Origin of the sequence: Glycomyces sp. NPDC048151 (genome assembly GCF_043202775.1) — a bacterium.
GTDB lineage: Bacteria > Actinomycetota > Actinomycetes > Mycobacteriales > Micromonosporaceae > Glycomyces.
This window is the reverse complement of sequence record NZ_JBIDBB010000004.1, coordinates 65,989-88,413: the sequence shown is the minus strand read 5'-3', so window position 1 is coordinate 88,413 and position 22,425 is coordinate 65,989. Positions and strand designations below refer to the sequence as shown.

General features: G+C 69.7%; 20 protein-coding genes. 10 read left to right on the top strand and 10 right to left on the bottom strand.

All coding sequences use genetic code 11. The annotated features are described in order from the left end of the window. Window positions 1–25 precede the first annotated feature (25 nt). The 6 genes from ACGGCP_RS10180 to ACGGCP_RS10155 form a co-directional block, all read right to left on the bottom strand. Window positions 26–436, bottom strand: a complete 411-nt coding sequence (locus ACGGCP_RS10180) for an SCO5389 family protein (protein WP_392963827.1) — start codon at window positions 434–436, stop codon at window positions 26–28. Between the two features lie 145 nt (window positions 437–581). Continuing rightward, window positions 582–1,550, bottom strand: coding sequence for an ATP-binding protein (locus ACGGCP_RS10175; protein ID WP_392963824.1), 969 nt, complete (start codon window positions 1,548–1,550; stop codon window positions 582–584). A 233-nt stretch (window positions 1,551–1,783) separates the two neighbouring features. Then, a complete protein-coding gene (locus tag ACGGCP_RS10170) occupies window positions 1,784–2,683 on the bottom strand; it encodes an amino acid ABC transporter permease (RefSeq protein WP_392963821.1) in 900 nt (299 codons plus the stop codon). 13 nt (window positions 2,684–2,696) lie between these two features. Beyond that, window positions 2,697–3,353, bottom strand: coding sequence for an amino acid ABC transporter permease (locus ACGGCP_RS10165; protein ID WP_392963818.1), 657 nt, complete (start codon window positions 3,351–3,353; stop codon window positions 2,697–2,699). A gap of 73 nt (window positions 3,354–3,426) precedes the next feature. Further along, window positions 3,427–4,353 carry a glutamate ABC transporter substrate-binding protein gene (locus tag ACGGCP_RS10160; RefSeq protein ID WP_392963815.1) on the bottom strand — a complete coding sequence of 309 codons (927 nt, stop codon included), beginning with the start codon at window positions 4,351–4,353 and terminating at the stop codon, window positions 3,427–3,429. Window positions 4,354–4,407: 54 nt separating this feature from the next. Next, window positions 4,408–5,163: an amino acid ABC transporter ATP-binding protein gene (locus tag ACGGCP_RS10155; RefSeq protein WP_392963813.1), complete on the bottom strand. Its 756-nt coding sequence runs from the start codon at window positions 5,161–5,163 to the stop codon at window positions 4,408–4,410. A 248-nt stretch (window positions 5,164–5,411) separates the two neighbouring features. Between ACGGCP_RS10155 and lipB the strand changes: the two genes are divergently transcribed. After that, on the top strand, window positions 5,412–6,104 hold the full coding sequence (gene lipB / locus ACGGCP_RS10150) for a lipoyl(octanoyl) transferase LipB (protein WP_392963811.1): 693 nt from the start codon (window positions 5,412–5,414) through the stop codon (window positions 6,102–6,104). 63 nt (window positions 6,105–6,167) lie between these two features. Here the strand turns inward: lipB and ACGGCP_RS10145 are convergent, their stop codons facing one another. Then, a complete protein-coding gene (locus tag ACGGCP_RS10145; RefSeq protein ID WP_392963809.1) occupies window positions 6,168–7,550 on the bottom strand; it encodes an alpha/beta hydrolase in 1,383 nt (460 codons plus the stop codon). Window positions 7,551–7,822: 272 nt separating this feature from the next. Then, window positions 7,823–8,614, bottom strand: a complete 792-nt coding sequence (locus tag ACGGCP_RS10140; protein WP_392963806.1) for an ABC transporter ATP-binding protein — start codon at window positions 8,612–8,614, stop codon at window positions 7,823–7,825. Between the two features lie 245 nt (window positions 8,615–8,859). On the opposite strand from ACGGCP_RS10140, the gene ACGGCP_RS10135 reads away from it, so the two are divergent. Both ACGGCP_RS10135 and ACGGCP_RS10130 read left to right on the top strand, forming a co-directional pair. Next, a complete protein-coding gene (locus ACGGCP_RS10135) occupies window positions 8,860–9,924 on the top strand; it encodes an ABC transporter ATP-binding protein (protein ID WP_392963803.1) in 1,065 nt (354 codons plus the stop codon). Further along, on the top strand, window positions 9,921–10,937 hold the full coding sequence (locus ACGGCP_RS10130; protein ID WP_392963801.1) for an ABC transporter permease subunit: 1,017 nt from the start codon (window positions 9,921–9,923) through the stop codon (window positions 10,935–10,937). The genes ACGGCP_RS10135 and ACGGCP_RS10130 overlap by 4 nt, the downstream gene beginning before the upstream one ends. Before the next feature lie 57 nt (window positions 10,938–10,994). On the opposite strand, the gene ACGGCP_RS10125 is transcribed toward ACGGCP_RS10130, so the two are convergent. Together ACGGCP_RS10125 and ACGGCP_RS10120 are read right to left on the bottom strand one after the other, a co-directional pair. Further along, on the bottom strand, window positions 10,995–12,164 hold the full coding sequence (locus ACGGCP_RS10125; RefSeq protein WP_392963798.1) for an ROK family protein: 1,170 nt from the start codon (window positions 12,162–12,164) through the stop codon (window positions 10,995–10,997). A 394-nt stretch (window positions 12,165–12,558) separates the two neighbouring features. After that, on the bottom strand, window positions 12,559–17,439 hold the full coding sequence (locus ACGGCP_RS10120; protein WP_392963795.1) for an NAD-glutamate dehydrogenase: 4,881 nt from the start codon (window positions 17,437–17,439) through the stop codon (window positions 12,559–12,561). A 225-nt stretch (window positions 17,440–17,664) separates the two neighbouring features. On the opposite strand from ACGGCP_RS10120, the gene ACGGCP_RS10115 reads away from it, so the two are divergent. The 7 genes from ACGGCP_RS10115 (at window position 17,665) to ACGGCP_RS10085 (ending at window position 22,402) form a co-directional block, all read left to right on the top strand. After that, window positions 17,665–18,276 (top strand): DUF4178 domain-containing protein, encoded by a 612-nt coding sequence (locus tag ACGGCP_RS10115; RefSeq protein WP_392963793.1) that lies wholly within the window; start codon window positions 17,665–17,667, stop codon window positions 18,274–18,276. A gap of 52 nt (window positions 18,277–18,328) precedes the next feature. Then, entirely contained in the window at window positions 18,329–18,820 is a 492-nt protein-coding gene (locus ACGGCP_RS10110; RefSeq protein ID WP_392963790.1) for a DUF2617 family protein, read from the top strand. 57 nt (window positions 18,821–18,877) lie between these two features. Beyond that, window positions 18,878–19,342 carry a DUF4247 domain-containing protein gene (locus tag ACGGCP_RS10105; RefSeq protein WP_392963788.1) on the top strand — a complete coding sequence of 155 codons (465 nt, stop codon included), beginning with the start codon at window positions 18,878–18,880 and terminating at the stop codon, window positions 19,340–19,342. A 36-nt stretch (window positions 19,343–19,378) separates the two neighbouring features. Continuing rightward, window positions 19,379–19,822, top strand: coding sequence for a DUF350 domain-containing protein (locus tag ACGGCP_RS10100; protein ID WP_392963786.1), 444 nt, complete (start codon window positions 19,379–19,381; stop codon window positions 19,820–19,822). 26 nt (window positions 19,823–19,848) lie between these two features. Continuing rightward, a complete protein-coding gene (locus tag ACGGCP_RS10095; protein ID WP_392965057.1) occupies window positions 19,849–21,396 on the top strand; it encodes a polyamine aminopropyltransferase in 1,548 nt (515 codons plus the stop codon). Window positions 21,397–21,437: 41 nt separating this feature from the next. Further along, a complete protein-coding gene (locus tag ACGGCP_RS10090; protein WP_392963784.1) occupies window positions 21,438–21,848 on the top strand; it encodes a hypothetical protein in 411 nt (136 codons plus the stop codon). Window positions 21,849–21,967: 119 nt separating this feature from the next. After that, the gene (locus ACGGCP_RS10085) at window positions 21,968–22,402 is read left to right on the top strand and encodes a hypothetical protein (protein WP_392963781.1); all 435 of its coding nucleotides are present in this window, start codon (window positions 21,968–21,970) and stop codon (window positions 22,400–22,402) included. The last annotated feature ends 23 nt before the right edge of the window (window positions 22,403–22,425 follow it).

Genomic DNA, 22,425 nt, shown 5'->3' with positions numbered 1-22,425 from the left:
CTCCGTAGGCGCCGCAGTGGCCCGGTCAGCAGTCGCGCAGCTCCGGCGACTGGTTGAGGAGCTGCCCGCGCGGGGAGATGAACTTGCGGTACGTGTCCGAGTCGACCTCCGCGAGCGGGAACGCCGCGATCCGGTGGCAGTTCTGGAACGCGAGCTTCACGCCATAGTGGCGTTCGAGCGCGCCGCGCATCGAGTCCGAGGCGAGCACCCGCAGCAGCTGCCCGCGCGCCTGCTCGTCCGGCGGCGGCGTGGTGTTGTCGGCGAACTGCGTCGAGCCGCTCGACGACACCACCCCGTTCTTCAGGTCGTCGACGACCTTCGCGATGAGCTCCCACGCGAACGGCAGCGACTGCTTCACGCAGTCGACGAAGTCGGCGTCGCCGACCTCCCCTGCCTCGGCCTTGCGGAGCAGGTCTTCAGAGACGTCAAGGGACATGCGTTCTCCTCTCGGTTCGAATCGGTTCATTGTGCTCGGTGCCGGTGACCCTCCGCTGTCGGGAAATCGACGCAGAGAAGTCCTGAAAAATTCAGTCCGGCGCACGAGCGTCCACCGGGCCGCACGGCGCTGTGCGGCCCTCCGGTCAGACCGCCTGCGCGCGGAGCAGGTGCTCCCCCAGGACGTGACCGGGCACGATCTGGTCGGCCAGGTCCACCCCGGCCCGGTCGTTCCCCCAGGCCAGCGCGGCCTTGCGGTGGAATTCGTGGGCTTGGCGGGTGAACTTGGCCCAGTCCTTGCCGCCGGCGACGGCCCGCTCGCGGGCGGCGTCGATGACGGCGAGGTTCTCGGGTTCGAGGGCGTCGACGGGGCCGACGCTGCCGCGTTCGGCGGCCTTGACGTAGCGGGAGCGCGAGCACCATCCGGCGAGGGCGTCGCCGACGTGCTCGCGCAGGAACGCGACGTCGTCATCGTCGTCGATCTTGTTGCCGATGACGGAGATCCGGACGTCGTAGTCCTCGGCGTAGCCCAGGTACTGCTTGTAGACGCCGACGCTGCGGAGGGTCGGCTCGCAGACGAGGAAGGTGTGGTCGAAGCGGGTGAACATGCCCGATGCGAACGCTTCGGCGCCCGCGACCATGTCGACGACGACGAATTCGTCGGTGCCGTCGACGAGGTGGTTGAGGAGGAGTTCGACTGCGCCGACTTTGGAGTGGTAGCAGGCGACGCCGAGGTCGTCGTCGACGAAGCCGCCGGTGGCGGCGAAGCGGATGCCGTCGTGGTCGGTGAAGAGCGCGTCGAAGACCGGGTTGGTTTCGCCGACGGTGAGCAGGCGTGAGCCGGGTCCGGGCGGGGTGGTTTTGAGCATGAGGTCGGCGGACGGGATGAGCGGGTTGTTCCCGCGGAGGTAGTCCTTGATGTCGGCGAGGTGCTCGCCGAGGACGGGGCCCATCGCGGCGGCTTCGGCGTCGAGGCCGAGTGCGGCGGCGAGGTGCTGGTTGATGTCGGCGTCGATGGCCATGACCGGGTGTCCGAGTGCGGCTGCGCGGCGTGCGAACAGCGAGGCCATCGTGGTCTTGCCGGAGCCGCCCTTGCCGACGAAGGCGAGTTTCATGCTGTGGTCCCCCACCAATTGAAAATGGTTGCTGATTTCAAGAGGAGGGTAGCAGGGCGCGAATGTGCCTGTGCCTCATATCGACCGGGTTCGGGGGCTTGTCTGCGTCGGGCGGTAGTGCGTCACGTGTTACCGGGTCGGGAGCGGGGCAAGGCGGGTCGGGGAACGGCGACGGCCCCGCCGCGGATTGCGGCGGGGCCGTCGATGGTGCGTGACGCGTGATATGTGACGTGCTATTCGGCCATGGCGGCCGACTGCTCGATCTGCTGGACCGCTTTGGCGGGGGCCGCGGTCTTCTTGCGCAGGCGGCGCTCGGCCAGGACCACCAGCTTCGAGAGCGCGTAGGCGAGCACGAAGTAGATGAACGCGGCGATGATGAGCGCCTGCAGGAACGAGTTGCTGTAGTCGCGGCCGATGATGTTGGCCGAGTGCAGCAGCTCCGGGTAGGTGATGACGTACCCCAGCGAGGTGTCCTTGAGGAGGATCACCAGCTGCGCGAGCACCGCCGGGAGCATGTTCCGCAGCACCTGCGGCAGGACGACGAGGCGCTGGACCTGCCCGTGGCGCAGGCCGATCGCGTACCCGGCCATGGCCTGGCCGGGAGGCAGCGCCGCGACGCCGGCGCGGAGGATCTCGGCGAGGACCGCGCCGTTGTAGATGCCGAGGCCGAGCACGAGGAACGTGAGGCGCCGGGCGTCGCTGGACCAGCCGAGGACGTCGGAGGTGAACCCGAAGTAGCCGTCGATGGTGAAGGAGATCCAGATGAGGAGGATCAGCGGCAGCGCCCGGAAGAACTGGACGTACGCGGTCGAGGCCCAGCGGGTCAGCGCGAACCGCGAGATCCGCCCGAACCCGAAGATGACGCCGAGGATCAGCGCCAGGATCGAGCCGAGCGCGAACGCGGTGAGGGTGTCGAGGATCGCGGGGATCCAGGTGGTCTCGACGACGAGCGCGTCGAGGGGGTTGACCCACCGGGACTGCTCGAAGAACCCTTCGGCGGCGAGGACCGAGGCGGCGTAGGCGAGGACGCCGATGATGACGACCGCGGAGATGATGGAGGCGATGTTCGAGTTGCGGCGGCCCTTGGGGCCGAGCGCGTCGAACAGGACCGTGCTCTCGTGCTGTCTGCTCATGAGTCACCCGCTCTCATCGGACGAACGCGGTGCGTCGTTCGACGAGCCGCACCAGGTAGCTGAAGACGAAGGCGATCAGCAGGTAGCTGACGGTGACTCCGATGATGACCCCCCACAGGTCGAAGCGGCTCTCGTTGTCCTCGATGAGCCTGCGGGACTGGGCGGTCAGCTCGGTGACGCCGATGGCCAGCACCAGGGCGCTGTTCTTGATCAGGGCGATCAGGAGCGAGCCGAGGGGCGGGATGACGACGCGGACGGCCTGGGGCAGGATCACCGTGCCCAGGGACTGGCTGAACGTCAGGCCGATCGAGCGGGCGGCCTCGGCCTGGCCCAGCGGGATCGAGTTGATGCCCGAGCGCAGGGTCTCGCCGACGAACGCGCCGGTGTACATGCCGAGTCCGAGCAGGGCCCAGACCCAGTTGTCGGCGACGACGCCGACCTTGGGCAGGCCGAAGTACATGATGAACAGGACGGCCAGGAGCGGGACGTTCCGGAACAGCTGCGTGTAGGCGTTCGCGGCCCAGCGGGCGGGCCAGGCGGGGCTGACGTGCATGACCACGAGGACCATGCCGATGACGAGGGCGATCGCGAAGCTGGAGAGCGTGACCCACACGGTGGTCCATGCGCCCGCGCCCAGGGCCGCGACCATGAGGTCGAAATTGTCGAACAAGCGGACTCCTCCATAAGGCGGGCGGTGGCGGCCGCTTCACGCGGCCGCCACCGCCGTACCGAATGTTGCGGACCTAGTAGCGGTTCGGGGCGGGCAGCTCGGCCGGGGTCGGCATGCCCGCGGCGCCGAAGGTGAGGTCGAAGGCCTTCTGCCAGTCGCCGTTGCTGGTGGCCTCTTCGATCATGTCGTTGACGAACATGCGCGCGTCGGTCTCGCCGAGCTTCATGCCGACGCCGTAGGGCTCGTCGGTGAAGATGTTGGCCGAGTCGAGGACGCGGAACGCGTCGGGCTTGTCGACGGTGAAGCCGTAGAGGATGGTCTCGTCGGTGCTGACGGCGTCGGTCTGGCCGTTCTCGAGGGCTTCGGCACAGGCGGCGTAGTCGGCGAGCGGCGTGATCTTCGCTTCGGGGTTCTCCGCGGCGAGGTTGTCGATCGAGCCGGAGCCCTCAGCGATGCAGACGTCCTTGCCGGCGAGGTCGGCCACCGAGTTGATGTCGGTGTTGTCGGCGGCGACCATGACGTTCTGGCCGGTCTGGAAGTACGGGCCGGCGAAGTCGAACTTCTCGAGGCGCTCGGGGTACATCGAGTAGGACGCGATGACCACGTCGACGGTGCCGTCGTTGATGTAGGTCTCGCGGTTCTGCGAGGTGGTCTCGACGAACTTGAGGTTGGCGTCGTCGCCCTCCTCGTCGACGGTGCCGAAGATGCGCTGGGCGAGCAGGCGGCCCATCTCGGCGTCGAAGCCCTCGATCTTGCCGGTCGCGGTGTCCTTCTGGCCGATGAGCGGCTGGTCGAACTTGGAGCCGACGACGAGGACGCCCCGCTCCTGGATGTCGGCGATCAGGCCGGCGGGGATCTCGGTGGCCTGCTCCATGGAGTACGAGCCGACCTCTTCTTCGAGCTTGTCCTGCTCTTCCTGGTCCTGGCTGGCCTCGCCGGAGCACGCGGCGAGCGACATGGCCACGGCGGCCATCGCCGCGACGGCGGTTCTGCGGAACATACGCATTCGGAAGTGTCCTTTCAAAGGCCCGATGGTGTGGTGGTTTCGGGTGGCTTAGTGGGTCATGACCTTCGCGAGGAAGTCCTGGGCGCGGGCGGTCTTCGGGTCGTCGAAGAACTCGTCCGGCGGGGCGGTCTCGACGATCTGGCCGTCGGCCATGAACACGACCCGGTTGGCGGCGCGGCGGGCGAAGCCCATCTCGTGGGTGACCACGACCATCGTCATGCCCTCGCGGGCGAGGTCCTGCATGACGTCGAGGACCTCGTTGATCATCTCGGGGTCGAGCGCGGACGTGGGCTCGTCGAACATCATGAGCTTGGGGTCCATCGCGAGGCCGCGGGCGATCGCGACGCGCTGCTGCTGGCCGCCGGAGAGCTGGGACGGGAAGACGTCGGCCTTCTCGGCGAGGCCGACCCGTTCGAGGAGCTGGCGGGCGCGGGCGTCGGCCTTCGCCTTGGGGGTGCGGCGCACCTTGATGGGGCCGAGGGTGATGTTCTGCAGCACGGTGAGGTGCGCGAAGAGGTTGAAGTGCTGGAAGACCATGCCGACGTCGGCACGGAGGTTCGCCAGTTCGCGGCCCTCGGCCGGGAGGGGCTTGCCGTTCACCGTGATGTCGCCGCTGTCGATGGTCTCGAGGCGGTTGATCGTGCGGCACAGCGTCGACTTGCCGGAGCCGGAGGGTCCGATGAGGACCACCACTTCGCCGTCCTCCACGGTCAGGTCGATGTCCTTGAGCGCGTGCAGGTCTCCGAAGTGCTTGTTGACGCCGGAGATGCTGACCATCGGTGTCTTCGGCTGCGTTGCTTCCATTCGTGTCCCTGTTGTCGTGCAACCCTCGAGTGGCGCTGGGCGAGCGGATTGTCTTGATTACCTGGAAATAGTAGTGTGACAGCTCACGCGCGGTTAACGGGGCGGCCAGAGCCGCAACTAGTCGGCAATTAAGTAACAGCATCATAAAGAAGGACTGGCGCATAACGGGTGCGACGCGGCGCCGGAACAAGCGTGACGCAGACGGCGTCCGGTGGCCGCGGCAGCGGTGCGGGGATTAGTGTCGATCCATGACCGCAACCGTGGGAACCGCGAGCGCCGCAGGCGGAGGATTCACCGTCGCAGACGGAAGCATCACCGTCGAGCGGCGAGGCCTGGTGGACTACCAGGAGGCCTGGGACTACCAGAAGGAGCTGCAGCAGCGGCGCATCGACGACGAGATCGGCGACACGGTCCTGCTGCTGGAGCATCCGAGTGTGTACACCGCCGGAAGGCGGACGGAGACGTGGGCGCTGCCGCAGGACGGCACGCCCGTGGTCACGGTCGACCGGGGCGGGCAGATCACGTGGCACGGCCCGGGCCAGATCGTGGGCTACCCGATCATGAAGATGCGCAACAAGGTCGACGTCGTCGGTTATGTGCGCCGCGTCGAGGACACGATCGCGGCGGTCTGCCACGAGTTCGGGGTGACCTCGGCGCGCGGGCGGATGCACGACAGGACCGGCGTCTGGCTGCCCGAGGACGAGAAGGGCCCGGAGCGGAAGATCTGCGCCATCGGCGTGCGCGTGCGCTGGGCGACCACGATGCACGGGTTCGCGTTGAACTGCAACCCGGACATGAGCTACTGGGAGCGGATCGCGCCGTGCGCGATCACCGACGCCGACGTGACGAGCCTGTCGCAGGAACTGGGCCGCGAGGTCACCGTGGAGGAGGTGCTCCCCGTGGTGGAGAAGCACCTGGGTCTCCTGCTGGAACGCGAGTAGTCAGGGCTCTCGAGGACGGGCGCGGCCGCGGGCCGCGCCCGTTTCGCGTCCCGGCCCGTTCCGCTACGAGCAGCCTTCGTAAGCTTCGGGCTGCTCGTCGGCGAGCTCGGGGGCCTGGTTGAGCAGGACCTTGAGGATGTTGTTCCAGGCGTCGGACTCGGGGTAGAAGATCTCCGAGTGGGAGTGGACGCCTTCGACCGGTTTGCCGGAGATGCCCTGGTCGGCGAGGCTCAGGCCGTAGTCGTCGACCGCTTCCGGGTCGTCCGACAGGTTGCCGGTGACGAGGTTGCGGTTGCCGGGGAAGTCGTCGGGGTCGGCGCCGTGGCCCAGGAGCGGCACGTACGGCATGCCCTGGACGTACGAGATCGGATCGCCCGGACCGGTGATCGAGTAGCGGGGGCGGCAGGGCTCGGTGTAGTCGGCGGGGCTGTAGACGTCGTTGCCCATGCCCGCGGAGGCGATGTGGAGGACCTGGTCGGCGGCGACGTCGTAAGTCTCGGCATAGCCGATGACGGCGCCCCCGTACGAGTGCCCGGCGAGCGTGAGGGGCCTGTCGTCGCCGATCTGGTTGCGCAGGTCGAAGGTGAAGGAGGCGAGGCTCTCCGCTGCGACCTGCGACCAGGACGCCCAGGACTCCTCGATCCAGCCCGAAGGCCACGAGGCGGCGGCCCAGACGACGATCGCGAGCTCCCCGTCGGCGGCGTCGACGAACGACTTCGCGCGGTTGTAGTAGAGCTCGAAGTTCTCGCTGGAGAGGACCGCGGAGCCGCCGGGGACGAGGACGGCCACGTTCGCGGCGGTGTCGAGGTCGCCGACGACCTCGATCCAGGAGCCGTCGCCGTTGTTGTTGTACGGGTCCAGGTACAGGAACTGGCGGTCGGTGCCGACCAGGGCCTGGAGCTCTTCGCGGGCGGGACGCTCGGCCTCGTCGGTCCACGGCCTGTCGGGGCTGTCGTAGGAGGTGGAGGCGGCGGTGGTGGCCTGGAGGATGAGCTGGTTGGCGGTGATGCGGGCGTCGAAGGGGGCGCCGGGCATCTCGGCGACGACGGAGGGGTAGAGGACGGCGAGCCAGTCGGTGGCGTCCTCGCCGAGACCGGTGAAGAACGCGTTGACGTCGAGGGGATCGAGGCTGCCGCCGGCGCTGTAGAGCTCGGCGAGGGCGGCGCCGAGTTCCCCGGAGTCCGCGGTCGGCTCGGCGGCGACGAGGGCGGCGGCGAGGGCGGGGTCGGCGAGCGCGGTGTCGAGGGCCGCCGCGGGATCGTCGCCTGCGACAGGGGCGTCGGCGCGGAGCGCGGCGAGTTCCCCGGCGGGGTCGGCGGCGAGGACGGGGACCGCGTGGAGCTGGTCGGCCTCGGCTTCGCCCAGGCGCGTCAGTCCGGCGACGTAGACGAGCGCGAAAACGGCGACGGCCGTCACGACCGTCGCACGCCACCACCGAAATCTCACCGGGTCAGCGTAACCGAGGTTCGCCGGGGGCGACGAGCGCTGCGCGTGTGAGGGGAGCCTCGGGGCGGGGAAAACGGGGGTGCGGTCGCAGGTGCCGGGGGTTCGCGCCGGCGCGAGTCAGGGTGAGTGGGATTCGCGTTCGGGGTGGTTCGCGGGGCAGGGTTCGAGCCGCTGGAGGCCGTGTCGCGGGCCCCCGGTTTCAACCCTGACTTAGGGGTGCGACGTTTTCGGGCCGGTTCGGGGCCCGGGTGGCGGGGTTCACCTGGTGTGGGTCAGGCTGCGGTGGCGGTGAAGCGGTTGCCGTTGGCGGTGAGGGTGAGCGGGAGTCCGAAGGCCTTGGAGAGGGTCTCGGAGGTGAGCGCCTCGGCGATCGGGCCTGCGGCGATGACGCCGCCGCCGGAGAGGACGAGCGCGTGGGTGAACCCGGGCGGGATCTCCTCGACGTGGTGGGTGACGAGCACGAGCGCGGGGGCGGCCGCGTCGCGGGCGAGGCCGGCGAGGGTCGCGACCAGCGCTTCGCGGGCGCCGAGGTCGAGGCCCGCGGCAGGCTCGTCGAGGAGCAGCAGCTCAGGGTCGGTCATGAGCGCGCGGGCGATGAGGACGCGCTTGCGCTCGCCTTCGGAGAGCGTGCCGAAGAGGCGGTCGGCGAGCTGGGCGACGCCGAGCCAGCGCATGAGGGAGGCGGCGCGTTCGTCGTCCTGCGGGTCGTACTCCTCGCGCCAGTGGCCCATCATGCCCCAGGCGGCGGTGCGGACGACGTCGAAGGCCTTCTCGTCGTTCGGGATCGCGTCGGCGACCTGGGTGGTGGTGAGGCCGATGCGGGGGCGCAGTTCGAACACGTCGACGCGGCCGAGGCGCTCGCCGAGGATCTCGACGACGCCGGAGGTCGGGTGGTTGCGGGCGGCCGCTAGGTTGAGCAGCGTCGTCTTCCCGGCGCCGTTGGGGCCGAGGACGACCCAGCGCTGCGCGGCGTCGACTTGCCAGTCGACGCCGTCGAGGAGCTGGTTGCCGCCGCGTCGCACGGTGACGCCGGACAGGTCGAGGACGCGTTCAGACTGAGCCACGGGTCAATGAAACCACGTGCTCCCGACGAGCGGTCGCGGGCGGGCCTCGGCGGCGGTGCTACGACACACGGGCGAACACCGGGGCCGCGTCCCGGATCGGGTCGCCGGGGCGTGCAACGGCGCCGCCCCGAACGGCGTCTGCATAGGGACGCCGTTCCCCGACGGCGTCCGACCCGGCGACGCACCGCGTGCGGCCGGACCCGAACGCTGACCCTGACCACGCAAGTCCTAACTGGAATGAGCAGATGCCCCCCATCATCGAGATATCGGGGCTGAGGAAGACCTACAAGCGGTCCTTCCGTCAGCCGCACAACGCATTGGACGGCCTCGACCTCGAGGTCGCCGCCGGCCAGGTGCACGGCTTCCTGGGCCCCAACGGGTCCGGCAAGACCACGACACTGCGGGCCCTGCTCGGTCTCATCCGCGTCGACGGCGGGACCATGCGGATCTTCGGCGAGGAGGTGCCCCAGCGCCTGCCCGAGGTCGTCGGGCGCATCGGCGCCGTCGTCGAGTCCCCGCAGTTCTTCAAGCACTTCTCCGGGCGGTTGACGCTCCAGCTGCTCGCCGAGAGCGCGGGCGTGTCGAAGACGCGCGTCGAGGAGGTCCTGGAGCAGGTCGGCCTGCGCGACGCCGCGAAGTCCTCCGTCAAGGGCTACTCGCTGGGCATGCGCCAGCGCCTCGCGGTCGCGCAGGCGCTGCTGAAGCAGCCGCGGCTGTTGATCCTGGACGAGCCGGCGAACGGCCTCGACCCGGCCGGGATCCACCACATGCGGGAGCTGCTGCAGTGGCTGGCGCATTCGCAGGGCGTGACCGTGGTGGTCAGCTCGCACCTCTTGTCGGAGGTGCAGCAGCTGTGCGACTCGATGACGATCGTCTCGAGGGGACGGCGCATCGTGGACGGCAATGTCGCCGAGATCATCGCCGGGCACGGCGATGCGAGCCTGACCGTCCGGTTCCCGGACGCGGCCTCGCTGCCGGAGGCGGCCGAGGCGCTCGCTGCCGCTGGGGGCGCGCTGGATTCGGGGCGGGCGGTGTCGGCCGTCGTGGACCGGGACCGGCTCGTGGTGCGGGGCGCGCCGGAGGCCGCGTGGGTGACGAAGGCGCTCGCCGACGCGGGGATCTACCTGTCGGAGCTGCGGACCGAGACGAAGAACCTGGAGTCGGTGTTCCTGGAGCTGACCGGGACGGCGCCGGTGCCGGGGCAGACCGTGCAGATCGGGGAGTCGGTGGCGGTGCCGCAGGCGCCGGCCGCGCCGGTGGCCGCCGGTGAAGTGACGATCGAGGTCGAGCCGGAAGGGGCCGAGCGGTGAACCTGTTCAAAGCCGAACTGCGGCGGCTCGCGCGCCGCCGCCTGTCGCTGGTCTTCGGGATCATCGCGGCCGCGGGGCTGCTGGTGATGGCGGCGGTCTTCTGGTTCACGTCGAGCAAGGGCCCGACGGAGGAGGAGCTGGCGGCGGCGCAGGCCGAGGCCGATGTCATGAACGAGGGGAACTACGAGTTCCAGGAGTGCCTGGAGGACGAGGAGTTCTTCGAGCAGGACGACTACAGCTGGGTCGAGGGCGACCCGTACTACGAGGACATGTCGCACGAGGAGATATGCGCGATGGCCCTGGGCGGGGTGAACGCGGAGGATCTCATCTACACCTACACGTTCGTGTTCGCCGACCAGGGCCCCATGCTGCTCATCGGTGTCGCGATCGTGGCGGGGCTGATCATGATGATGCTCGCGTCGTCGGCGATCGGCGCTGAGTGGTCGAGCGGCGGCCTGGCGAACCTGCTGCTGTGGCACCCGAACCGGCTGAAGGTGTGGGGCTCGAAGCTCGGTGCAGCCGCGGTGGTGTGCGCGGCGGCGGTCCTCGCGCTGATGCTGCTGGCGTTCGGGCTGCTGTACGTGATCGCGGCGGCGCGCGGCGAGGTCGGGGACGTCGATGCCGGGTGGTGGGACGAGAACCTGCCGATGTTCGCTCGTGCCGCGGTGCTGTCGGTGGGGATGACCGTACTGGGCGCGTCGCTGGCGATGCTGGGGCGGCACACGGCGATCTCGGGCGGCATCATCGCGGGTTACCTGATCATCGGCGACCTGCTGGTGCGGTACGCGGGTATGGCCCTGCGGATGCCGTTCGAGGAACGGCTGTCCCTGTACACGTGGGTGATCGCGTGGATCGAGGGGCGGATCGAGCTCCAGCACTGGGACGACTATTCGGCGATGGCGCCGGAGGTCATGGTCATCACCTCGACCGAGGCCGGGATGCTGCTCGGCGGGATCGTGCTCGGCTTCGCCGTGTTGGCGACCTGGGCGTTCCAGCGCCGCGACGTGTCCTGACCGACGAGACGCCGCCCGCGTGGAGTCGCGGGCGGCGTTTCGCGTGTCGGGCGGTGGTCAGTCGAAGAGGCTTTCGCGGACGGCGTCGAGGCCGTGGAGGATCGCGCCGCGCATGACCGGTTCGTCGACGACGGAGCCTGCGACGACGCTCGGGTTGACCGGGGCGAGCTGGGAGGTCTGGGCGGCGACGCGTCCGGCGAGTTCGAGCCCGCCCGCGTAGCCGACGGGGCCGCCGAGGACGACGACCGTGGGGTCGAGGAGGACGCACACGGCGACGATGCCGAGGGCGATGCCGCGGGCGATCTCGTCCAGGCAGGCGGTGCCCTCCGGGCCCGCGTTGATCGCGGCGGTCAGGACCTCGTCGGGTTCGGCGGCTTCGAATCCGTGCTTGGCGCCGATGTCGACGACCGCGTCGCCGCCGATGACGCGCTGGTAGGAGCCTTTGGAGAGGCGGGTGACGACGCCGCCGGTCGGCAGTTCGCCGCCGGGTACCGGGAGGAAGCCGATCTCGCCGGCCGCGCCGCTGGCGCCCCGGTACAGCCGCCCGTTGAGGATGACGCCGAGGCCGAGGCCGCCGCCGAACCAGGCGTACACGAAGTCGGTGGCGCCGCCGGCGCCGCCGGAGCGCTGCTCGGCGAGGCAGGCGAGGTTCACGTCGTTCTCGATCTCGACCGCCGGTGTGAACTCCTCGTTCAGGGCGGTGCGCAGGCCGCGGTGCCAGGCGGGGAGGTTCCAGGAGAAGCCGATGTCGCCGCTGGCGGGGTCGATGACGCCGGGGGTGCCCAGGACGATCCGCTGCACCTTCGACATCTCGACGCCCGCGTCGGCGACCGAGTCGGTGACGACGCGGCGGACGACGGCAACCGGGTCGGTGGAGTGCTCGACGTCGATCTCCGCGCGGCCGACGATGCGGCCGGTGAAGTCGGCGCAGGCGCCCTTGGTGGTCACGGGGCCGACCTCGACGCCGACGACGTACGTGAAGGTCGGCACGGCCGCGTACAGCGACGCGTTCGGGCCGCGCCCGCCGGACTTGGAGCCGACGACCTCGACGAGGCCGCGCGTCTGCAGGCGCTCCATCATCTGCGAGGCGGTGACCTTGGACATCGAGGTCCGCTCCGCGAGCTGGGCGCGGGTCTGGGGGCCGTCCTCCAGCAGGAGCTTCAGCGCGGCCTGGTCGTTGAGGACGCGCAGCAGTTTCGGCACCCCGGGGGTGTGGCTCTTCGGCATTCGTACTTCCTTCTCCTCCGAGCCCACATTATCCACGGGGGCCCACACGTCACTGCCCCAGCTAGCGCGCGAAAGCCGAACGCGTGATCGGTAAACGCCCACCGGGCCTCCATCCGGGCCCGATCGGACCCGGTCCCCCCGCCGCCGCGGGAGGCCTGCATGACGCGTGATCGGTAAACGTCGACGGTATCGTCATCCGGCCCTGATCGGGCCCGGTGCCCGCGACCGCGGGAGGTCCGCATCCGGGAGCGCCCTCGCCGCGCACCGGCCCGGACCCGGTCGCCCGAGAATGTCGTACCCCTGTGTCAGGGTGTAGACCGGGGGCCCGGAATACGGCGCTCGGGGCCTCTGCCCCTGCCCGCGATACCGCCCGCGGGACCCCGGTCCTCCCCCGCTACTCGCCGTCGGTCTCGACGAGGCTCCTGATCTGGCGCAGCGACACCGACAGCACCGCGAGCTTCTCGTCCGAGCGCGCGGCCTCGGTCGTCGCCTCGTGGATCCGCTCGATCTCGGCCGCGTTCCGCTCGGCCCACGACTCGACCGCCTCGGCGGGGTCCGTGCCCGGCTTCGCCGCCATCACGCTCGCCGTCAGCCCCGCCATCGCGCCGTACAGGTCGTACCGCAGCGCCGACCGCGCCAGCGTCTGCCACCGGTTCGTGCGCGGCAGCGCCGAGATCTCGTTCAGGATCGAGTCGAGGTGCACGGTCGCGGCGATCCCGTAGTACACCTCGGCGGTCTCGCCGAGGTCAGTCTCGTTCAGCCGCGCGCACTCGACGACGTCGACCAGCCCGAACCCGAAGATCGGCGCGGAGGCGTCGCGCGCGATCTCGGCGGGCATGCCCTGCTCCTCCAGCTGGTCCGCGAACTCCTCGAACCCGACCGCCTCGGAGTCGTGCAGCAGCTCAGGCAGCCGCGGCTGCAGCACCGCGAGCCCCGGCCGCAGCCGCTCCGACTCCGCCGCCACGTCGAGCTGGCCGCGCCGGTGCTGCACCAGCCACCGCACGCCGCGGTCGAGCAGCCGCCGGATCACGAGCATCCCCGCGATCTGCGCCGCCTGCGGCACCTGGTTGTCCAGGGCCTCGATCCGCCGCCACAGCCCCGGAAGCCCGAACGCGTCGCGGATGATCACGTACGCGCGGATCACGTCCACCACGTCCGCGCCGGTCTCGTCGGCGATGCGGAACAGGAACGTCGTGCCCGCCCGGTTGACGGCCTCGCCGACGACCGCGGTCGCGACGATCTCGCGCCGCAGCGGGTGGTCGGCCATGAGGTCGGCGTACGGTTCGCGCAGCGGCGCGGGGAAGTACTCGCGCAGCACCGGCGCCGTCCAGTCCTCGTCGGGCAGCCCCGAGTCGAGCACGGCCCGCTTCGCCCAGATCTTCACGTACGAGAGCAGCACGGACAGTTCGGGCTCGGTGAGCGCGACCCCGGTCGCGATCCGCTCCTTCAGCTGCTTGTCGCTGGGCAGGCCCTCGATCTCGCGGTCGAGGCCGACGGTCTTCTCCAGGTGCTTCATCAGTCGGCTGTGGACGGGCAGGAGCCGCGTCCCCAGGCGCTTCGCGTTGGCCAGCGCCATGTTCTGCCCGTAGTTGTCGGCGAGGACGGCCTGGGCCACGTCGTCGGCCATGTCCATGAACAGCTTGTCGCGGTTGCCGGGGTCGACGCGGCCGGTGAGCGCGGCCGAGCGGAGGAGGATCTTGATGTTGACTTCGTGGTCGGAGGTGTCGACGCCGGCGGAGTTGTCGATGAAGTCGGTGTTCATGTGTCCGCCGTGGCCTTCGGGTCCGCCGGTCAGGGCGTATTCGATGCGGCCGAGCTGGGTGAAGCCGAGGTTGCCGCCTTCGCCGACGACGCGGCAGCGGAGCTGTTCGCCGTTGACGCGGACGGCGTCGTTGGCTTTGTCGCCCGCGTCGGCGTCGGTCTGGGTGGAGGCCTTGACGTAGGTGCCGATGCCGCCGTTCCAGAGGAGGTCGACGGGGGCGGTGAGGATCGCGCGGATGAGTTCGGGCGGGGTGAGGTCCTTGACGTCGGCGTCGATGCCGAGGGCGACGCGGACCTCGTCGCTGACGGGGATGGATTTCGCTGAGCGTTCCCAGACGCCGCCGCCTGCGGAGATGAGGGTGGGGTCGTAGTCGGCCCAGGTGGAGCGCGGCAGGTCGAAGAGGCGGCGGCGTTCCGTATAGGAGGCGGCGGCGACCGGGTTGGGGTCGATGAAGATGTGCATGTGGTTGAAGGCGGCGACGAGGCGGATGTGCTCGGAGAGGAGCATGCCGTTGCCGAAGACGTCGCCGCCCATGTCGCCGATGCCGACGGCGGTGAAGTCCTGCGTCTGGGTGTCGAGGCCTTCCGCACGGAAGTGGCGTTTCACGGATTCCCATGCGCCCCTTGCGGTGATGCCCATTTTCTTGTGGTCGTAGCCGACGGAGCCGCCGGAGGCGAAGGCGTCGCCGAGCCAGAAGCCGTATTCGGCGGCGACGCCGTTGGCGATGTCGGAGAAGGTGGCGGTGCCCTTGTCGGCGGCGACGACGAGGTAGGGGTCGTCGCCGTCGTGGCGGACGACGCCCGGCGGGGGGACGACGGTGTTGTCGGCGTCGCGGTTGTCGGTGATGTCCAGGAGCGCGGAGATGAACTCGCGGTAGCGGGCGACGCCTTCGGCCTGGAATTCGGCGCGGTCGGCGAAGTCGGTGCGTTTGAGGACGAAGCCGCCCTTGGCGCCGACGGGGGTGATGACGGTGTTCTTGACCTCCTGGGCCTTCACGAGGCCGAGGATCTCGGTTCTGAAGTCCTCCTTGCGGTCCGACCATCGCAGGCCGCCGCGGGCGACGCGGCCGTAGCGCATGTGGACGCCTTCGAAGTTCGGGGAGTACACGAACACTTCGAACATGGGGCGGGGTTTGGGGAGGAAGTCGATGGCGCGGGCGTCGAACTTGAACGCGACGTAGTCCTTGGGGCGGCCTGAGTCGGCCTGCTGGAAGTAGGAGGTGCGCAGGGTGGAGCGGATGAGGGTGAGGAACGCGCGCAGGATCCGGTCGGCGTCGAGGTTGGGGACGGCGGCGAGGCCTTCGGCGAGGGACGCGTCGATGCGGGCGACGGCGGCTTCGCGGTCGGCGCCGACGCGGGGGTCGAAGCGGGCCTCGAAGAGCCGCACGAGGTTCGCGGCGATCTCCGGGAAGTCGCCCAGTGTGGACGATATGAAGGCCTGGGAGAACACGAACCCGCACTGGCGCATGTATTTGGCGAGGGCGCGGAGGACGACGACCTGGCGCCAGGTGAGTCCGGCGGCGATGACGAGCTCGTTGAACCGGTCGGATTCGGCCTCGCCGGTCCAGGCGGCGCGGAACGCGTTCTCGAAGCGGATGCGCAGCTGCGGCACGGATTCGGCGGCGCGGCCGGGCAGTTCGAGTCCGAAGTCGTGCAGGTGGATGGTGCCGTCGGCGCGTTCGATGTGGTAGGGGCGTTCTTCGGAGACCTTCACGCCGAGGTGGCGCAGCACCGGGAGGGCTTCGGAGAGGCCGATGGGCTGGTCGAAGGCGTAGATCTTGAAGTGGACGTCGTCGTCGGAGCCGCCGCGGCGGAACAGTTGCAGTTCCATGTCGCCGGACTCGCGCAGCATCTCCAGCCTCGCGATGTCCTTGGCGGCGTCGATCGGCGAGTGCTCGGCTTTGTACGCGGGCGGGTACGCGCGCGCGTACGCCTTCGCGAGCATTCTCGCCTGGCCTTCGCCGATGTGGTTGTCGAGCTGGAGGACGAGGTCGGCGTCCCAGGAGCGGGTGGCGTCGGCGAGTTCGGCCTGGATCGCGTCGACGTCGACGGGCGGGTGGTCGGCGAACGGGTCGATGCGGACGACGAAGTGGAGGCGGGCGAGGACGGATTCGGTGACGCGGGCGTCGTAGTCGATCTGGGAGCCGCGCAGGCGGCGCCGGAGGATCTCCTCGATCTTGGTGCGGTTCTCGGTGTTGTACCTGTCGCGCGGCAGGTAGACGAGGCAGGAGTAGAAGCGGCCGTAGACGTCGCGGCGGGCGAACAGGCGCAGGCGGCGGCGTCCGGCGAGGCGCAGGACGCCCATCGCGGTGGTGTACAGGTCGTCGGTGCGGGCCTGGAAGAGCTCGTCGCGCGGGTAGGTCTCGAGGGCGGTGACGAGGTCTTTGCCGGAGTGGGAGGAGAGGGTGACGCCGGAGCGGGCGAGGACGTCCTGCACCTTGCGTTTGACGACGGGCAGTTCGGTGACGCTGGAGAGGTAGGCGGCGGAGGTGAAGAGGCCGAGGAACCGCAGTTCGCCGTCGGGTTCGCCGTTGGCGTCGAACGTCTTCACGCCGATGTAGTCCATGAAGGACGTGCGGTGCACGGTGGAGCGGGCGTTCGACTTGGTGATGACCAGGAGCCGTTTCGCGCCGATCTGGGAGCGGGCGTCGACGTTGAACGACGCGAGGGGGCGCGGCGCGGACGAGGCCTTGCGGAGCAGGCCCAGGCCGGTCTCGGCGAGCGGGGTGAGCGCCTCGTCGTCGCCGGAGCCGGTGAGCCGGTACTGGCGGAACCCGAGGAACGTGAACTTGTCGTCCGCGAGCCAGCGCAGGAGCTCGACGGTGTCGTCGATGTCTTTAGGAGGCACAGTCTTGGGAGGCACGGGGAGCGGGGAGGCACCAGCGGTGCCAGTGGCGGCCCGGTCGAGGTCCTCGGCGATCTGGAGGGCCTTGGCGCGCATGGCCTGCCAGTCGCCGACGCAGACGTCGACGTCGGAGAGGACTTCGAGGATGTCGGCTTCGAGTTCGGTGAGGAACGCCGCGTCGGCGACGCGCTGCGTCTCGATGTGCATCCAGGACTCGGCGCGCCCGCCCTCGGCGGGGGCCTCCTGGAGGACGCCGTCGTCGTCGCGGCGGACGGGGACGATCGGGTGCACGAACACGGAGATGTCGACGCCGTGCTTGTTGAACAGGCCGGTGAGGGAGTCCACGAGGAACGGGGAGTCGTCGCAGACGATGTCGACCCGGGTGGAGGAGGCGGCGTCGGGGCCGTCGGCGTCCTCGGGGCAGTCCAGTTCGAGCGCGACCTGGCCGGGTGCGCGGACCTCGGCCATGCGGCGGTGGTGGGCGGTGGTCTCCAGCAGCTGGTGGGCGGAGCGGCCGACGAGGTCGTCGTCGGAGACCAGGCTCCAGTACAGCTCGACCAGCCTCGCGAGCGATTCGTCCGATCCGGCCAGCCTGGCCGCCTCGTGGAGGAGTTCCTCCCGGTCGGGGAGGGTCTCGCGGAACTCTTCGTCGCCGATGAACGCCAACACGTCTCGATCTCCAGTCCGAATCGACTCGGCCCACCTCGTCGTGGGCCGCCTACAGGCTAGATCGTGGGATCCGCCCCCGGGATCGTAGGGTTCGCAGACGACGGCACTGTTACACGGCTGTTGCCTTCTCGGCTGCGGCGGCACTGCGGTAACACCGGTATTGCCAACTTGGCGGTAGAGTGACGTCAAGGAACCATCCCGCACCCACCTGTGAAGGCCAACGCCATGGAAGCCGTCATCATCCTCCTGCTCATCGCCGCCGCCGTGTTCGTCGGCTGGTGGCTGTGGCGCAAGAACACCCGCAAGAACGACACGGCCGCCCGCCCCGCCCCGGCCGACCCGTTCGCCGACGCCGACACCGACGTCCTGCGCGGCGACCCCCGGCGCATCAAGGCCGCCGACCTCGTCGAGCTGTACGGCAAGACCCTCGCCGTCCGCGGCACCCTCCGCCTCTCCGAGGGCGACTACCAGTGGGCCGAGCACTTCCTCGACACCGGCACCGGCGTCAGGCGCTGGCTGTCGGTCGAGGCCGACCCGGACGTCGAGATGGTCCTGTGGGAGGAGGTCACCGGCTCCGACCTCCAGCCCGGCCCGCGTGAACTCAGTCACGAAGGCGTCTCGTTCAAGTCGGACGAGAAGGGCAAGGCGAAGTACGTGAGCGAAGCCACCACCGGCCTCGCCCCCGCCGGCACCCTGCGCTACCACGACTATGCCGGCCCCGACGGGCAGAAGCTCTCGTTCGAGGCCTACGGCGACGACGCGAAGTGGGAGATGGCGAAGGGGCTTACCCTGGACCGCAACCAGGTCACGATCTACCACCAGAGCGACGAGGTCTGACCCCTTCTCCCCCGCCCCACGCAAGGAGCCCGCACTGATAGCGCATATCGAGGTGCCGTTCGTCGACGTCTCGGCCGCCTCGCTCACCTTCCGGCCCGACGCCCCGTCGATGCCGGTCCTCGACCTCCTCGAACGCGACGCCGGGCCGCTGCGCCTGTCCCTGCGGCTCCTCGGCGCCAGCCACCAGGCGGTCGTCGCCACCCCCGACGGGCTCATCGCCGAGACCCTCGCCTACCGGTCCGACTTCGCCCCCGACCTGCCCGAGGCGTTCAGCCAGCGCGTCGGGGCCTGGCGGCACCGGTACGAGTGCGCCGTCGAGAAGCTCACGGTTCCCGAACTGCGCCAGCGGGTCCGGTCCCTCAGGGACCGGGCCGTCATGCGCACCGGGGAGCCCGACCTGCTCGTGGGGGTGTTCGGGGAGGACCTGGACGCGCTCACGGCCCTGGAGGTCACCGGGACGGCGCCGCTGTCGTGGCGGACCGTCCACACCTACCCGCAGTACGGCGAAGTCGTGACCACGACGAGCACTGTGGTACCCGTCTAGGGGCGCAGCGCCCTTAAGCTGAACCGACTCCCCGTCGAGACGACCCGAGGACCACCGATGAGCAACCCGCAGCAGCCCCCACCGCCGCCCGCGTCGCGCGGCCTGAACTGGAAGCACTGGACGGCGATCATCGTCGTGCTCGTCCTGTGCTGCGGTGGCGTGTTCCTGATGAACACGAACTTCTCGAACCCGACGGACACCATCCGCGACCACTACACGCGCGCGGCGAACCTCGACGAGGGCGGCGGGAAGGCGTACACGTCGCCGTCGTCGCCGTCGGTGGTCGCCGACGAGATCGACGACGACGCCGAGGCCCGCCAGGAGCGGTCCTCCGGCGGCACGTACTACCTGCAGTACTCCAAGCACATCGTGGCCGTCTCGCCCTACAACGGCGGCTCGAAGATCATGCTGCACGACTACCGCTCCGGCTACAACCACTACTCCTCGGTGTTCATCCTGTGGGGTTGGTCCTCGTCCCCGCCGTCGCCGTTCCGCGGCGGCGGTCCCGGCTCCGGCAAGTAACCCGAACCCAACCCAGACAAGGAAAGGCAGCCCATCATGCAACTGGAGATCGACGTGTTCGGAGGGTTCGGGGGCGACGTCGTCGGCGCGCTCGCCTACAGCGTCATCGGCATCGCCCTGATGATCCTCGGCTTCTTCGTCGTCGACTGGCTCACGCCCGGGAAGCTCGGCGAGCTCATCTGGGCGCAGCGCAACCGCAACGCGGCGCTGCTGCTCTCGTCCAACCTGGTCGGCGTCGGATTGATCGTGGTCGGCGCGATCTGGGCGTCCGAGGGGAACATCGTGCAGGGCGTCGTGTCGACGTTCGTGTTCGGCGTCATCGGGATCGGCGCGATGGCCGTCGCGTTCCTGATCCTGGACGCGATCACGCCCGGCAAGCTCGGCGCGCTCGTCGTCGACGCCGAACCGCACCCGGCGGTGTGGGTCAGCTCGGCGATGCACCTCGCTTTGGGCGGGGTCATCGCGATGGCGCTGTCTTGACGACCGAGGCCGCCCCTCAAGCTGTGATGTCGGCGCGCCGGGTCCGCCTGGCGCGCTTCGGCCTGCTCGCGACCGCGTTCGCGGTGTCGGCGTGCGGGCTCGTGTACGAACTGGCGCTCATCACCTTGGGCGCCTACCTGGTCGGGAACACCGCGAAGCAGGCGTCGATCGTCCTGGCGGTCATGGTGTTCGCGATGGGCCTGGGGGCGCTCGCGGCGAAGCCGCTGCGGCGCTGGCCCGCGCTGGCGTTCGCGGCCGTGGAGCTCGCTCTGGCGCTGCTGGGCGGCTTCAGCGTGATGCTGCTGTACGCGGCGTTCTCGTGGACGGACCTGTACAGCCTGCCGCTCGTGGTCGTCGCGGCCGCGATCGGGCTGTTGATCGGCGCGGAGATCCCGCTGCTCATGGAACTGCTGCAGCGGATCAGGGAGCAGGCCGCGGGTGCGGCGGTCGCGGACCTGAACGCGGCGGACTACCTGGGCGGGCTCATCGGCGGGCTCGCGTTCCCGTTCGTGCTGCTGCCGTTCTTCGGGCAGATCCAGGGCGCGCTCCTGGTGGGCGCGATCAACGCCGTGGCCGGGGTGCTGCTGGTGTGGGTGCTGTTCAAGGACGACCTGTCGAAGGCCGCGAAGCAGCTGCTCACGCTCGTGGCCGGGTTGACGGCGGTGCTGCTGGTGGCGGCGTTCGCGTACACGGACCGGTTCGAGGCGAACGCGCGGCAGGCGCTCTACGCGGCGCCGATCGTGTACAGCGAGGACAGCCAGTACCAGCAGATCGTGATGACCGAGGCGGCGTCGCCGTTCGGCGAGCAGGACCTGCGGCTGTACCTGAACGGCGACCTCCAGTTCTCCTCTGTGGACGAATACCGGTACCACGAGGCGCTCGTGCACCCGGCCATGAACGGCCCGCACGAGAACGTCCTGGTCCTCGGCGGCGGCGACGGCCTCGCCGTCCGCGAGATCCTCCGCTACCCCGACGTCGAGACCGTCACCCTGGTCGACCTCGACGGGGCCGTCACCGACCTCGCGCAGACCTTCGACGACCTCGTCGACCTCAACGGCGGCGCGATGAACGACCCCAGGGTGGACGTCGTCAACGCCGACGCGTTCACGTGGCTGCGCGAGCAGACCGGCACGTGGGACACGATCATCGTCGACATGCCCGACCCCGACGCGACCGAGACCGCGAAGCTCTACTCCGTCGAGTTCTACGGCCTCGCGACGGACCACCTGGGCGAGGGCGGGCGGATGGTCGTCCAGTCCGGGTCGCCGTACTTCGCGCCCAAGACGTTCTGGACCATCGGGTCCACCCTCGAGGCCGCCGGATACGCGCCCACCCCGTACTGGGTGTCCGTGCCGAGCTTCGGCGACTGGGGCTACCAGCTCGTGCAGGCCGGCGGCGAAGCGCCCGTCCTGGGCCTGGACACCTCGGTCGGCCCGTTCCAGTCCCTCACACCGGAGCTCATGGACGCCGCGCAGGTCTTCCCGCCCGACCGCGACCGCATGGACATGGAGCCGTCCACCCTCATGCACCCGGTCATCCTCGACCGCGTCGAATCCGAGTGGAACAACTACTGAGATAGCCTGGCGTTCCATCCTCCCCGAACACTGGAACACACATGTCACAACAACAGAACCCCTACCTCCTCACCGCGCGGCTCAGCACCGTCCAGCGGGTCCTCTTCATCGTCCTCGGCAGCCTGCTGTTCGTCATCGCCCTGCTCGTCCTCGTCGCGGGCGGCGTCAGCGTCTACCTCGTCCTCGGCCCGCTGTTCCTGCTCATGGGCATCCTCTCGTCCACGAACCCGTACCTGCGCTTCGACACCTCCAACGGCGCGATGTACCTCTACTCGCCGCTCGGCTTCAAGTCGCACACGTACGGCGCCCCCAAGGGCGAGAACATCTACTACCAGGCCGCGACCGGCAAGATCATGCGCGCGCTGCCCAACGGCGCCCACCGCAAGGTCAGCACGTTCGGCGTCGACCGCAACGAGCTCGCCCGCATCATCGCGGCGCTCCCGCAAGCCTGACGCCCTGAGCCGCGAGCGGGGCGGCGGACCTGCCCGGTCCGCCGCCCCGCTCTCCACTGCGGCTCGCTTCGGCCCGGTATCCTGGGGTTCCCTTCCGCTCCCCGCCCTCCGGAGTCGTGATGTCAACCGCCCCTGACGCTTCCCGCTACATCGTGATCCGGTTCGCCCGCCGGTGGTCGGCGGTCATGTTCGCCATGGGCGTCGCGATGCTCGTCTGCGCGGCCCTGTCGCTGCTCATGCCGTTCGTGCCCACCATGGGGCCGTTCGCGATCGCGGGCCTCGCGTTCCTGGCCGGCGGCGTGCGCTCGCTGTTCCGGCCGCGCTACCGGTACGACACCGAGGCGAAGTCGCTCACCGTCTACATGGCCGTCGGGCCCGGCACGAAGGGCATCGGCGCACCCAAAGGCGAACGGGTCTACTTCGACGGCAGACGCATCATGCGCGAGCTCCCGAACGGCGACCGCCGCAAGGTGAGCACCGTGGGCGCCGACAAGGACGACCTCGCGCGACTCGTCGCGGTCCTCCCAGGGCCGATCCGCCGCATCGAGTCGTAGCCGACGCGAAAAGGGCCCGGACA